The following is a 13,359-nucleotide window of genomic DNA, read 5'->3' on the forward strand; positions in this document are numbered from 1 at the left end:
CATTATCCAAACAGTAATAGTCTTCAACAAGATCATAGATAAAGTCAAAATTGATGCTTTCTTCGATTTTGCGGACCAAATGGTCCGCAGGTACCAAATCATCTAATGCTATAATCTCCATCTGATGTCGACCATTTTCCCCTCGTTTGGTTAACACAAAACATCCCCCATTTATAACTTTCTACTTTCTTTATTCGACAAAAAAAGCTTGTCGACCTGTTCAAAAATGAACTTTGTCGACAAGCTGTAGGATATTCTAAAATATCCTTTATATCCATTTTCTCGAATCCTCGTTTTATTTGATTAAGAGTTTGACAGTTATTATCTATACCTAATAAAAAATCAATGGATAAAGTGGCTTCATTAATTCCGGTTATCTCTGAAAGCCATTTTTGTGTTTTATCTATTTGTTTTAGTAGCTTTTTTAGACGTGGTTTATGTCGTTTAATTTATCATAATCAATACCTCTCAATAAATTAGTAATTGGCAGTTGATAATAATTAGATTTATAATAAAATTCTGAAATATAAATCATGTCCTTTGGGAAGTGATTCCATGCAAAAACTCTGGCTCACAGGCTATTTGGAAGAAAGGATATGCAACCCATTCAACTGATAGCGCAAAAATGGAAGTAAGAGAGAGCAAAAATGACCATTATATGAAAGAATTCATAGAAGAAGATAGAAAGGAAGAAGAAAAAGACCCCATCAGTCAAATGGAAGAAGCGTTTTTGCGTCAAAGAGGAGTGGGAATCATTCCAACACCTGCTGATTATCATGCGATGGCGAGGTTGATTGAAGATCATATTCCTTTGGACGACATATTGGAAGGGATCGACTATGCTTTTCGTGCGTTTAAGCCGAAGCATACTCATGACCGAATACGCTCATTTGCCTATTGTGGAGCAGTCATACGAGATCGGTATGTGAGAAAGCAAGCCAAATTACGGGCACAAAAGGTAGGGAAAAGGAATGTCACTAAGGTTAAAGACAAGCAATCCACTGGTGATAGAGGAGATTACCAAGCGAATTCAGGCATTGAAAAAGAGATCGTCCAAGGATACTACAGTCAATTTCCCATCTTCGCTAGCGGTGGTATCCAAAGTTTAATTTGCGTTCCGGTGTTAATTTGGGATGATATCGGCAAGGCACATCCTACACCATCTAGACAAAGTGTCTATTATCATGTGATCAATGAATGATGGCGAATGAAGCGACCAATTCTATTTAGTTCAAACGAAGATATCGAAACCTTGGCAGGACGGATCGGAGATGGAGCAGCTTCTCGGTTACTTGGGATGGCAAAAGGGAGAATTTATCGTGTTGAGGGAGCTGATTTTCGTTTATTGGGGTGTTAATTTTATTTTTTCTTCAAAACCATCCCATTTGATAATGTAAGTAATGGTGCTGTTTTGCACGTGATCATAATCATAATTTGAGCGAGATTTATATCCAAATGGATATTTCTCTTTACGATGTCTAGTATCAAGATTAGCAGTACCTGACTTTCTTACTTCATTATTAATTATAAGTTGATACTCACCTTTGAAAAATTGACCTCCTAAAAACTCTAACTGGAAACTTCCATTCGTGCTGTTATCATCTGGCTTTTTTGTGACTTCAAACTGTACCTTCCAATGTTTACTTTCACCAGTGAACACTTTTTTGTTATTCATGAACGTGCTGCATCCGAATAAGATCAGATTGATTAGAAAGACGATGGATAGTAAAGCAATTTTCTTTTGGATCATTGGTTACCCACCCTTAAACATTAAGCTAAAGTATTATATGATTAATTATAACAAAATTCAAAAATATGGCAGAGATCTTTTTGATGCTCTATACAAATAATAGGCACGATATTTCTTACTATACTATTTGAAATGATTGACTTGTCATGAATAAATGTAGTCACAAATTAATTCATTTTTAAGGTGAAAACAATATTGCAGCTTTTTATACTTTAGGTTATATTGTAAGTAGTAAGTAGTAAGTAGTAAGTAGTAAGTAGTAAGTAGTAAGTTTGACTAATATCAAATTTACCGGAGTGAAGAATATGAATAAACAGTTTACTGTGCCGGAAGAGCTGGTTTTTTTAGGTTTAGATGAAAAGATGCATCGTTTTAAGTTGGATTACCGGAGCTATAAAGAATTATATAGTGTAGGTGCTGTTTTTATTGAGTTATTACTCAGAAAAGTGATATCAATCAATGAAGAGGGAAAAGTTTATCTCACTCAAGTAGACCCGACTGGTATTAGCTATTTGGATCAAGTAATTGAAGTTCTTTCGGACTCCTCGAAAGAGAAAAGTTTGAAAAAGTGGATTTCATCTTTTTACTATAGTAAGGGAAGTATTCGTAAGAATGTACATCGGTCTATTTTAGAGAGTCTATGTGAACAAGGGGTAGTCACTCATAAAGAAGATACATTTTTATTTATGTTCCCTACCCATAAATATGAAGCGGTTAAGGACGAACAAGCTCGAATAATTGAGAGGATTCGAGCTGAACTACTGGAAGAGGGCTCCGTAGATGAACAAACAGTTGCACTTAGTTTCTTGTTAAAAGAAACAAAAATGTTGAAGGAGTATTTTTCAAATTACGAGCGTGACCAGTTGAAAAAAAGGCTAAAGGAATTAAAAGATAATGAAAGTCTACAATGGGTAAAATGGATTGAAAAAGCGATTGCTGAGATTAATGCTTCTGTTGTAGCTGTTGGTGCAGCAGCGGCTACAACATAAAAATTAGGTGAGTCTATGTCGCGAAGAAGAAAGTTAGAAGTAATCCAAAATGCTGAATATGTTACCATAGGTGAGCTTGTCCAGTTATCTGGAGTTCGATATAGTACTTTGAAGTTTTATACGGAAGAGGGCTTACTCCCTTTTTATCAGATGGATCAAAAGATGGTAAGGCGGTATCATCGGACTGGTGCGCTACAAAGACTGGCTCAGATCCAAAAGCTAAAACAAGAGCAAGGTTTAACGATTAAGGAGATTAAGGAAAAGCTGTTAGAAGATGATTGAGAGGGGAAAAATAGAGCTTTTATCCGAATCGATCAATCTTGTATGATATGAAGACATATGGAAGCAGATTTAGAGGGAAACATTGAATCATATAAAAAAGAAGGTCCTATTTGATCTAGGACCTTCTTTCTCTAAAATCGATTCACATCTACTGTTTATTTTTTTCTTCGTAGACATTGCTCCACTCTTTATTACCTTTCTCGTAAATACGATTCCACTCTTTATTTCCGTTCTCATAGGCTCTATTCCAGAGTTTATTCCCGACTTCATAGGCATATTTGAAAACGATCGAATCGCGTTTATAAATGAGGTCGAACGTTTTGTTGACTGGATGATCGTATTGGTCAAATTTCTTTTCTAGATATTTACGGGCAGCGGTTAGATGCTTCTGTTCAATATTGTTTAACTTCATCATTTTATCTTGCGTTTCATTGGCAAGTTTTAACTTTTGGTCTTGAATTTTATTAGCTTCCTTCAATCCCTTACTTTGCCATTTGTCCCATTCGTCTAATAGTTGACTATACTGGTTGTCTAAGTATTTTTTTAAGGATTGCTCATCTTGGACATCTGTATATTCTCCATTTCCTGCTTCAGCTACTTCTTTTAGCATCTTTTGCCCTTGATCGTCGATTTTAAATCCGATGATATTAACGACTGTTTTGACATTGGCTTGGCTTAATAACTCAGCTGCTTTGACAGGGTTTCCACCACAAGTTTCGATTCCATCACTTACCACGTAAACGATACTTTCAGTTGAATTCTTGGGGATATCTTGCTTCACATTTTGTAGTGCCTTAGCAATGGGTGTCCAGCCGGATGCTTTGACTGAATCGAGTGCGTTTTGGAATGAGCTTTGCTCATAGCCGACTGCTTGGTATATTTCTTCTGTACTGGCACAGGATGTTTTTTTATCTTGTTCCTGATTACTTCCCTTATGTCCATAAACACGTAAAGAGAGTGAAGCATTTTTGGGAAGTTTTTGGGCAAACTGTTGAATTGCCTTTTTAGCGATGTCCATTTTGGTTTCCGAACCTATTTTTTCATTCATGCTCCCACTCGCATCCAAAAGAAGAGAGAAGTGAACTTTTTTACTAGAAGGTAAAGTGATATCTTTTGTAGGTTGAGCATGATTGACTTGAATGGATGTGTCAAAGTTAATGAAGGTGGTTACATGAGGACGATAGTCTTCAGCTACGAGTTTTAGAAAAGCATCATAATATTGTTGTGTAGTCAAATTGTTCGGAAGCTTATCTAATTCTTTTTTGACTTTTTCCTCATTATAATTTTGTCCACTGTACTTTCCGGGTGGTTGAAGCAACAGTTTCTCCACTTGAGTTGGTTCTCTTTTGGGCTTATCTATATTATTGGAAGTGGATGTGGATAGAGGCTTTGTGGAACGACTTTCAGTTTGTTTTTCCTTCGACGTACATCCCACACTCAGAACGAAAGCAAGCGTGGAAAATAGAACCAGTATTTTACGTATCATAAAATCCTCCTTATATATCCCTGTTCATGTTGAGTAAGTGCTAAAAAGTTACAAATGTTATTACCTGAATGATAAGGGATTTTTTAGGACGGATTACATGATACCATTTTTTAGTTGGATAGTATGATTGATTATGTAAATAAATAGTGAAAATTATTTAATATTATTAAATAAATAAAAGCCTTTACCTACTGGACATGTTATTAGGTAAAGGCAAAATAGGATCTAGTTTCTAGCTTATAAATCCTGAGCAGCTTGTTTTCTGAGTACATCTTTCATTACTTTGCCAAAGGCATTACGTGGTAGCTTATCGATAAAAATCACATCATTACCACACTTAAAAGCAGCTAGCCTTCCATAACAATGTTTTAGGATATCGAATTCAGTCAAATTGGAGTCAGGCTTTTTCACGACATAAGCACGGGGAACTTCTCCTAAAGTCTTATCTGGCACACCAATAACAGCCACTTCAGCAACCCCATCGATATTTTGTAAAATGGCTTCCACTTCTGCCGGATAAACATTTTCTCCACCAGAGATAATGAGGTCTTTCAGGCGATCGACTAGGATCAAACAACCATCCTCATCCAGTTTGCCAAGGTCTCCTGTGTAAAGCCAACCATCTCTCAGTACTTTTTGGGTCTCCTCTTCGTTTTTCCAATAACCTTTAAATACATAAGGAGCTTTAACAGCTACCTCACCTACTTTTCCAATAGGGAGTTCTTGACCCGATATGGGGTCAAAAATCTTTACTTGTGCAAAAGCAAGCGGTTTTCCAGCCGTATGGCATTTATTCATTCCTAGTCGTTGTTGCCAGAAGGTGATGGCACCTGATGCCTCCGTACAACCATAAACTTGGTTAACATGAATACCATATGAATCAAAAAGACGAATTAATGATTCGGGAACAAAGGTCCCTCCACAAAGGATGGATCGTAAAGAGCTAATATCTTTTTCTAACCAATTAGGGGCATTAATCATTAACTGTAGCATGGCAGGTACGGACATAAAGCTGGTAGCTCTTTCTTTTTCGATGACATCCCAAATGTAAACAGGGTGAAATTCGGGCATAGCTACGATTGTCATGCCACGATATGCACAAACCGTCATAATAACAGGACCACTGATATGAAAGAGGGGAGCAACGGCTAAGTAGCGATCACCTTCACGCCAATCAATCGAAGCAAGCGTTGCTAATGCATTGGCAAATAAATTGTTATGGCTAATCATAACCCCTTTGGGGCGACCAGTTGTACCTGAAGTATAAATCAGTAGAGCAGGGTCATCTCCACTGGCTGTGATAGTAGGTTCAGGGACGATTTCATCTGAAAAAATAGAGTCAAATAGAGGGTGTGATGTTTCTACATTCGAGCCGATTTGGATAAATAGCTGGAGTGATTCGATTTTTTGAAGTTGTGGAATGGATTGGACAAATTTATCATCATAAAGAATTGCTTTTGCTTCACTCTGTTGAATCATATAATATAACTCATTAGTATGTAGACCCGTGTTTAAAAGAACAGTGATGGCTCCTAATTTACTAAGCGCAAAAAAAGCGGTTGCCATCGCTACACTATTGCGACAGTAGAGAGCAACACGATCCCCTTTTTGGATATTTTGTTCTTGTAGCCATTGTACCATTTGGTTGACTCGATTATTGAATGTTCCATAAGTATAACGTACTTGTGGATCGACAACTGCTTCAAAATTGGGTGAATATTGGGCGCGATCGGATAGAAGACTTCCAATGTTAATATTCATGGGCCACTCTCCTAATTAAATAAGTTAAGTTGATAGAAAACAGAAAAAAGGTGTAATTACATAAATCTGGCGGTAAAATTCGCCGTATGAAATTCATTTTCTATTTAAAGTGAGCAATAAATGAGATAGTACATGATTGGATTGTGGAGTTCAAACGATATCTAGTTTTAGAGAAAATGGTGGTAGGAGGAGTTTTGTTGCGTGAAAATATATAAAATATTATTTAATGAGATAGCTTTAATTATATAATTGAATATTATTATACTATAAAAATGTAAATTCGTCATTGTAATTAATTGAATATACAAATAGAATAGGTTAATATGTATACTTGGATATTCTGTAAAAAATGAACAGCGAAGGATAGATATTTTCACCACCAGATAGGTGATCTACTAGGATTAAGAAGCCATCCTCATCCAGTTTGCCAAGGTCTCCAATGTAAAACCAACGATCTCTTAGTACTTTTTGGTTCCCCTCTTCGCTTTTCCAATAGCCTTTAAATACATCAAGGCTTTAACAGCTACCTCATCTACTGTTATATGGTGCAACAAACTTCCTCTAGGTATGATCTGGATTTTCAATCGAATGATGTAACATGCTGTAATAGAATAAAAAGTTGCCTATAATAAAAAAGGGCTCTTGGATGATGTTCAAGATGAAGAAGTGATCATCCATAGAAGCCCTTTTTTCATTCTCTTTTATAATACCATCTCTAACTCTCGTTCAATTCCCATTTCGGCGAGCTTTTTCCATAGTGGTTCCATGGTTTGTTCTGGATTGAGATAGAAAGAACTACCGCGAATACGCCAAAATGTCCAACCCGCTCGCTCTAAAATTTGTTGTCGTTGTATCGCTTCATGCCACCTTTTACCACCTTGCCACCGATCTCCAATACATTCAACTGCTAGGCGATTTTGTGTTCCTTCGATGATTAGATCAATCCGATGTCGTCCGATTTGTACCTGTGGATATACCTGAAAACCTTTGGATCGGATCAATCGATATACATCTAATTCAAATTGAGACTCACAAAGTTCTTCTGGGTTTTCTATTTTTTGAAGTTTAAATTTAGTCTCTTGGCAATGATGGAGTAGGCGATAGCGTAGATCTTCGGGATTTAACCGTGTTAACTCTACCGAATGATAGAGTCGCATCTGATTTCTAGCTCGACTGGCTGCAACATTAAAACGTTGTTTGAGATCTTTTCGAACCAGTGTTTGGAAACGAACATTGGTGGCGACCACCATTGATAAAAATATAATATCGCGTTCATTTCCTTGAAAGGTATAGGCGTCTCCGCAAATAATCTGATGTTGTAAGATCTTTTCTTCTCCAATGGTATCTCTCAACTTGCTTTCGATTAATTCTGCTTGTTCATGCCCCAGTAGGGATATCACACCGATCGTATGAGTTTGAAAAGCAGGATCTTTCACCATTTGTGTCATATCATGAACGATGGCCTCTGCTTCAGCTTCATTGATTTTACGGGTTTCATGTCGAAAGCCATCCACTTTGATCGCAAGTAGAGGTGGGTCTATTCTCTCTTGCTGAGTTGAAAGCCGTAAGGGGATAATTTCCCCCTCATAACATAGATGATTAGAAAACTCAATAATCTCTGGGACGGAACGAAAATGCTCTCGTAGCATGAGTTTACTAGGGAAAATTCGTACAGCGATATCATATAAAGATGTTTGTAGATCTAAGCTATTTGCTTGTGGAATGTCATATAAATAACGTTCGATCAGTCTGTGTATTTCCGAGTGATCAATCCCAACAGTAGCTGGGCTGATCTGCTCATCGTCTCCTACGATGACCGCTTTTTTGGCTCGAAGTAAAGCGGACAAAGCGAAAATATCACTCTGGCTACTTTCGTCCACGATGATCACATCGAATTTTTCGTTATATATGCTGATATTTTCGATAACCCGATCAATTGGCATAATCCAGACAGGGATTGTGGTTTGACACACTTTCATTTCCTTTTTTGCTTCCTGTCGATATTGATGTGCAAACTTTCCTGTTCCTCTGCCGATTTTTTTGATATAGTATCGCCAATTCATTAAGGAGCGCCTTTTTGGTTCGGTAATGCGAGTGATTTGCTCACGCCATGCCGACTTTGCAACGAGCTGTTCGATTAGTCTTCGTTCTCGTCTTTCTTCTTCTTGAAGCTTGGCTTCTAATTTTTCAGGAGAAAGTGAGTTTAGTTTCTCGATGAGTGTATAAACTCTACGCCAATCCCAAGCTGCTTTCCAATTGCTTGGAAATGGTTCTGCTGTGCCCATTTTTTTGCATAATTGCTCTGCCCATAAAGGAGCCTTATTTTCAATCTTACGAATTAAGCTTTTCCATTCATCATATTGTTCGAGTGATGCTTGTAATTTTTTGACTTGCTCATAGGCATCCGCCCATGTTTTTTCATCTTTATTTAGATAAGCTTGATATAACGTCTGACAAAGTGGATGACTATGAATGTTTTCCATCCATTTACGCAGTTGTTTCTGCTTGGCTTCATCCGTGCGTTGCCAATTTTGGAATTGAATATGGATTTTAGTAGCTTGGATTGCTTGTTTTAACTCTTGCAAAGATTCGAAGCGATTCCAAGCGAAATGGAGCGGTAACTTGACATCTAAACAATTTTCTCTTATCTCCTGAATCTGCTTTCCTAGACTGAAAACTTGCTCGAAATATTTTAATTGATGATCCGCTGTAGCGATATAGCGGGGATCTGAAATAGATAAAGTAGGACCTTTGACAGATTGGAGAGTCGTATTCCATTTGCGGATAAGACGCTCTTTTTTCTCTAGTAATGTGACATAGTGAAGTAGGATTTCAACATCTTCCACTGATTGAATCGTTCGCCCTTCTATCACTGGGAAATCCAATAAATATCTTAATTTCCTTCCAGAAGTTATTAGGAAAAATGTACTTAATCTTTTATGAGTTTTCAGTCGTTCAGCGATTAGATTTAGATCTTGAACTAATTGATGCTTAGGTATATCTGGAATATTTAAATCGTATTCAGCCACTCGATTCTGAATACGGCTTATTTCTTCTAAAGCATTTTTTACATAGATAAACAAATCGATCCAGATCTTTTGCCGTTCACCATCGGCGATCCAATCATCTAAGATATTCTGAAAATGAGAAGTTGATAGGATATCTTGATGGTATAAAACGGGGTCTAATTTTGCTTCTAATTGTGAAAGCCATTCTGCTTTATAAGGCAAGTTATATTTTTCAAGTAAGATATGAGATTCTTCCATCTGTGCCTTTAATTGATTGCCGACTTGGACCCACTGTGAAAAGGAGTCAGGTGGATCAATAAGAATTAAATCAGGTAATTTTTGCTGTGATATTTGTTCGATATTGGGTGGAAACTCCTTGAGCATCTTCCATAATTGGCGCATTTCTTGATCGCTGAGTGGTGGGAGAGAATGAATGGGATCGGGAATCCACCCTAAGCTAGGCTGAAGTTTGCTCAGACGCTGAGCTGTCTCCAGTGGATTCAGCTTTTCGCCATCCCAGTTAATTTCTTGCGTATCGTATTCAGCGATCTTTTGTAGCTTTCCACGTATTTGTGCGATATGTTTTCGTGTCTCTTTTAGCTCCTGCTCTAGTCTTTGAATTTCTTCTCCCAGTTTCCTCAAGTTGATGGAGTCCACTTCATAAGAGATCGAGCGAATGGCATTTTCAATCTCTTGGATCGATTTTGAATCTCGCCCGAGTAATGATACACAGAGTGAACGGATGGATGCAGGTATTTTATCGGCAAGTACTCGCAAAGCAGGTTCTTTGTGACTAGTAACAAGTACTTTTTTTCCATGTGCTAGCAAGTGGGAAATTAGATTGGCAATGGTATGACTTTTTCCGGTTCCAGGGGGTCCTTGTACCGTGACAGCGTAACTTTCAGCAAGGCGACGGGCGATATCTTTTTGTTCTTCATTGGCTGGAAGTGGAAAATAAAGATCTTTGCCAATACTTTCCCATTCCTTTTGCTCTAATTCATCGGGAGGACTTACATCTACCTGTATTAATGACTGAATAGATTTCGGTATGGTCAAATTGTTATCGAGAGCTTTTATGACTGTACGTAGTTCATCTTTCCAGATCTGGCTTGACTTTTTGCGTATAAACCAGACAGTCCGGTCTAATATAGTAGGAATTTCTGTGGAGGGTACCTCACTTGTTTCAGAAATAAATTGCCCTTTGGGATGAATGGAATGGATAATCTTTTGATAAAATAAATAGATCTCTTCAGATGATAAAGGATTGGGTTGTATCTCTTCGATAGAAGTACGTATATCCGATATGAAGGACTCATTGGGTAGATCAAGACCTGCTAACATTTCAGTTTCGAAGATCGTTCCCTGACTGGTCGGAGATAAAGTAAAGATCCCTTTTTGTGGTTGAAAGTCGATTTCCAATCGGGTAATAAATAAAGGATGATAAATGGTCCCTTTATCATGTTTCCAATTTAAAATGCCATGTCCGAAGGCGACCTCGAATCGTTCTCCTTCACGTTTCATTTGTTGTTCAAGTGTAAATAAGCGAATATATAACTTTTGTATTGCTTTTCTGCGCCGAGTTTCTTCTGCCCAGTTTTTCCACGCGTTTAGCCAAGTATGATAATGACGAGTTCGATCCATAGAGTCTGTGAAATACTCGGTTTGACTATTATTTTTAGTTTGCTCAAGCACTTGAGGTAGAACCGTTTCGTCTTCATAGTTTGTGGATAACCAAGAGCGGAAGGAATCATGGGGCTCTGGTGGTGGGATAATCGTTTGCTTATGTACTTCTAACCAAGCATCAGGATCTTTCCCTGTTCCAAATAGATAGCATCCATCACCTTGTGGGAAATCTTCAATAAATAGATATGTTTCAACGTCTTGAATTCGGCGAATCGGCGGCGAGGACAAGTTTTTAATCGCAAGTAAGTACTCAAAAATTTGCTTTGCCCTGGCTGTCATAAAGAACACGTCCTTTCCATGAGAATAGTATATAGAAGGTTTATGTATTGAGCAAAGCTTCTCTACAATATAAGTATAGAATGATTTAAAATAAATCCATCTGATTAGAGAGTAATCTCTTATTTAAAAGAATCGGTGAATGAGTGGTGTCGATTAACCAAAAATAAATAGAAGAGCATTTTTCGGCTAAGTCGACCTCATACCTCGAAGAAACAATATGAAACCGCTTAATATGATTGAAATGGAGTAAGAGTTAGTTTGTAGAAAGTGACTAAGTATTGTGTTATGCTTTACTCGCACTGCTTATGGATATGGTGAATAGTAGTGAAGAAGTCACTAGCAAATAATGATGCTCATTTGTAATAACCTTGGCTGGATCATTGATGTTGGAAAAATAAAAATTAGGATACGGGATGTAATTACCCGATTTTCAAAGGTTTGATGTTTCTATACAAAAGAGGAAAGTGGATATATCATATAAAAACCTTTCAGTAATAGGTAAATATATTTGTGTTATCAAATTATATAATCCTATATCGATTAATTATATACTTATTTATATATGTTTTATTTCGGGTATTTTTTATCATTTTATAGAGGTGGAAAAAGATGAAGCAATTAATACCACATCAAGTGAAAAAAGGGGAAGTAGGAAGACTGCTTGTTTCTTGTGTGGATCAACCGGGTATTACCATGGGCATCTCCCGCTTTCTAAATGAGCAGGGAGCGAACTTAAGTAATTCGGAACAATATGTTGTCGGGGATCACTTTTTTCTAAGAGTCGAGTTTCGATTCGATGATTTATCAGAAAACATTGAAGAGCTGAGGAAAGAGTTTGCCAGAATTGCTGAACCCTTTGAAATGGAATGGCGTATGATTCCTGCATCGCGTAAGCATCGTATGGCTATCTTTGTATCTAAAGCAGATCATTGTTTAGAAGACTTACTTTGGCGTTGGCGAAATAAAGAGCTAGATGCTGAGATTACCATGGTGGTTAGTAACCATTTAGATTTAAAGCCTTTGGTCGAACCCTATGGAATTCCTTATTATCATATACCAGTGACTAAAGAAACAAGAGAAGAAGCCGCTCGCAAACAAGCTGAGCTTCTTCAAGCAGAAAAGATTGATACGATTGTTTTAGCCCGTTATATGCAAATTATCCCGAATTGGATGGTTAAGGAGTATAAGAATCGGATGATTAATATCCATCATTCTTTCTTACCCGCATTTGAGGGAGCCAAGCCATATCATCGTGCTTATGACCGAGGAGTTAAATTAGTAGGAGCGACTGCTCACTATGTAACTTCAGAACTCGATAAAGGTCCAATTATCGAGCAAGACGTGCAACGAATCAGCCATCTAGACACGGTTAGGGATATCGTACGAATTGGTAAAGATACAGAGCGGTTAGTTCTAGCTCGTGCTGTTCGTTGGCACTTGAACGATCGGGTATGGGTAACAGGGAATAAAACGATTGTTTTTTCCGGTACATGAAAAAGTCGATCGATACAATGTTTGAGTCTGTCGATAAAATTCGCCACAGCAAAGACTTTAGGTAAGCTAAAACCATTCCGTAGTTGGGATGGTTTTTTGCTATGAGACTATCCTTTTTTATAGAAATAGGTATTTTAAAAAGGATTATTGCATAAAAGTGAACTGAAACCATTTTATAAAAGAGAGGTAGGGATGGAATGAAATCGATTAATAAGTGGAGATGTATGGTGGTATCAACTATTGCATTAACATTCTTACTTGGACTAAATGGTGAGGCATTTGCAGCTAGACATGGTGTCCACCTGTCGGGAAGCGGTCCTGTTTATACAGGCTGGTTTTCACCAGGTTCAAGAACCGTCACTGTTTCAGTTGAGACTCATAATAACCTCAATGTCGGGTTTGATTTATTTGATAATCATGGAAATGCGATTGCCAATGGTACGATTAAAGACAAAGGAAAGAGAGTTGTAAAGGCGTCAACACATCGTGGAAATTCATATCGTCTTCGACTCAGATGTCAAGAACCAAGGTGGAACATGACAAAATGTCGAGCTTATGGAGAGGTTTCCTGGTAATGATATCGTAGAAAAAATGATCTTTACAAAGGAGAAGTCCTCTTTTGAGGTA

General features: G+C 37.5%; 10 protein-coding genes and 1 pseudogene. 6 read left to right on the forward strand and 5 right to left on the reverse strand.

Going from position 1 to position 13,359, the window contains the following annotated elements; translation table 11 throughout:
• Nucleotides 1–157 (reverse strand): annotated as a pseudogene (locus tag DL897_RS18740) (IS5/IS1182 family transposase); the annotation flags it as partial.
• Between the two features lie 468 nt (nt 158–625).
• Between DL897_RS18740 and DL897_RS16810 the strand changes: the two are divergent.
• Both DL897_RS16810 and DL897_RS18395 read left to right on the forward strand, forming a co-directional pair.
• Nucleotides 626–1,201 (forward strand): hypothetical protein, encoded by a 576-nt coding sequence (locus DL897_RS16810; RefSeq protein ID WP_113660280.1) that lies wholly within the window; start codon nt 626–628, stop codon nt 1,199–1,201.
• Nucleotides 1,202–1,207: 6 nt separating this feature from the next.
• A complete protein-coding gene (locus DL897_RS18395) occupies nt 1,208–1,357 on the forward strand; it encodes a hypothetical protein (RefSeq protein ID WP_168188855.1) in 150 nt (49 codons plus the stop codon).
• Here DL897_RS18395 and DL897_RS16815 read toward each other — a convergent pair.
• Nucleotides 1,343–1,750, reverse strand: coding sequence for a hypothetical protein (locus tag DL897_RS16815; protein WP_113660281.1), 408 nt, complete (start codon nt 1,748–1,750; stop codon nt 1,343–1,345). The genes DL897_RS18395 and DL897_RS16815 overlap by 15 nt on opposite strands.
• A 305-nt stretch (nt 1,751–2,055) precedes the next feature.
• On the opposite strand from DL897_RS16815, the gene DL897_RS16820 reads away from it, so the two are divergent.
• Nucleotides 2,056–2,739: a GOLPH3/VPS74 family protein gene (locus tag DL897_RS16820; protein WP_113660282.1), complete on the forward strand. Its 684-nt coding sequence runs from the start codon at nt 2,056–2,058 to the stop codon at nt 2,737–2,739.
• Between the two features lie 15 nt (nt 2,740–2,754).
• Nucleotides 2,755–3,021, forward strand: a complete 267-nt coding sequence (locus DL897_RS16825; protein ID WP_113660283.1) for a helix-turn-helix domain-containing protein — start codon at nt 2,755–2,757, stop codon at nt 3,019–3,021.
• Between the two features lie 148 nt (nt 3,022–3,169).
• Here DL897_RS16825 and DL897_RS16830 read toward each other — a convergent pair whose 3' ends face one another.
• The 3 genes from DL897_RS16830 to DL897_RS16845 form a co-directional block, all read right to left on the reverse strand.
• The gene (locus DL897_RS16830) at nt 3,170–4,507 is read right to left on the reverse strand and encodes a VWA domain-containing protein (protein WP_113660284.1); all 1,338 of its coding nucleotides are present in this window, start codon (nt 4,505–4,507) and stop codon (nt 3,170–3,172) included.
• A gap of 237 nt (nt 4,508–4,744) precedes the next feature.
• Nucleotides 4,745–6,268, reverse strand: coding sequence for a class I adenylate-forming enzyme family protein (locus tag DL897_RS16835; protein WP_113660285.1), 1,524 nt, complete (start codon nt 6,266–6,268; stop codon nt 4,745–4,747).
• A gap of 701 nt (nt 6,269–6,969) precedes the next feature.
• A complete protein-coding gene (locus tag DL897_RS16845) occupies nt 6,970–11,238 on the reverse strand; it encodes an AAA domain-containing protein (protein ID WP_113660286.1) in 4,269 nt (1,422 codons plus the stop codon).
• Between the two features lie 609 nt (nt 11,239–11,847).
• Here DL897_RS16845 and purU point away from each other — a divergent pair.
• Nucleotides 11,848–12,732 carry a formyltetrahydrofolate deformylase gene (gene purU / locus DL897_RS16850; RefSeq protein WP_113660287.1) on the forward strand — a complete coding sequence of 295 codons (885 nt, stop codon included), beginning with the start codon at nt 11,848–11,850 and terminating at the stop codon, nt 12,730–12,732.
• A 197-nt stretch (nt 12,733–12,929) separates the two neighbouring features.
• Nucleotides 12,930–13,307 carry a hypothetical protein gene (locus tag DL897_RS16855; protein WP_145962241.1) on the forward strand — a complete coding sequence of 126 codons (378 nt, stop codon included), beginning with the start codon at nt 12,930–12,932 and terminating at the stop codon, nt 13,305–13,307.
• The last annotated feature ends 52 nt before the right edge of the window (nt 13,308–13,359 follow it).

This window comes from Thermoflavimicrobium daqui, assembly GCF_003313465.1.
GTDB lineage: Bacteria > Bacillota > Bacilli > Thermoactinomycetales > Thermoactinomycetaceae > Thermoflavimicrobium > Thermoflavimicrobium daqui.

Bases quoted from the DNA above. Each gene is read 5' to 3' on its own strand.
- DL897_RS16825 (WP_113660283.1), top strand. From the start codon at position 2,755: ATGTCGCGAAGAAGAAAGTTAGAAGTAATCCAAAATGCTGAATATGTT.
- DL897_RS16815 (WP_113660281.1), bottom strand. From the start codon at position 1,750: ATGATCCAAAAGAAAATTGCTTTACTATCCATCGTCTTTCTAATCAAT.
- DL897_RS16835 (WP_113660285.1), bottom strand. From the start codon at position 6,268: ATGAATATTAACATTGGAAGTCTTCTATCCGATCGCGCCCAATATTCA.
- DL897_RS16845 (WP_113660286.1), bottom strand. From the start codon at position 11,238: ATGACAGCCAGGGCAAAGCAAATTTTTGAGTACTTACTTGCGATTAAA.
- DL897_RS16820 (WP_113660282.1), top strand. From the start codon at position 2,056: ATGAATAAACAGTTTACTGTGCCGGAAGAGCTGGTTTTTTTAGGTTTA.
- purU (WP_113660287.1), top strand. From the start codon at position 11,848: ATGAAGCAATTAATACCACATCAAGTGAAAAAAGGGGAAGTAGGAAGA.
- DL897_RS18395 (WP_168188855.1), top strand. From the start codon at position 1,208: ATGAAGCGACCAATTCTATTTAGTTCAAACGAAGATATCGAAACCTTG.
- DL897_RS16855 (WP_145962241.1), top strand. From the start codon at position 12,930: ATGAAATCGATTAATAAGTGGAGATGTATGGTGGTATCAACTATTGCA.
- DL897_RS16810 (WP_113660280.1), top strand. From the start codon at position 626: ATGGAAGTAAGAGAGAGCAAAAATGACCATTATATGAAAGAATTCATA.
- DL897_RS16830 (WP_113660284.1), bottom strand. From the start codon at position 4,507: ATGATACGTAAAATACTGGTTCTATTTTCCACGCTTGCTTTCGTTCTG.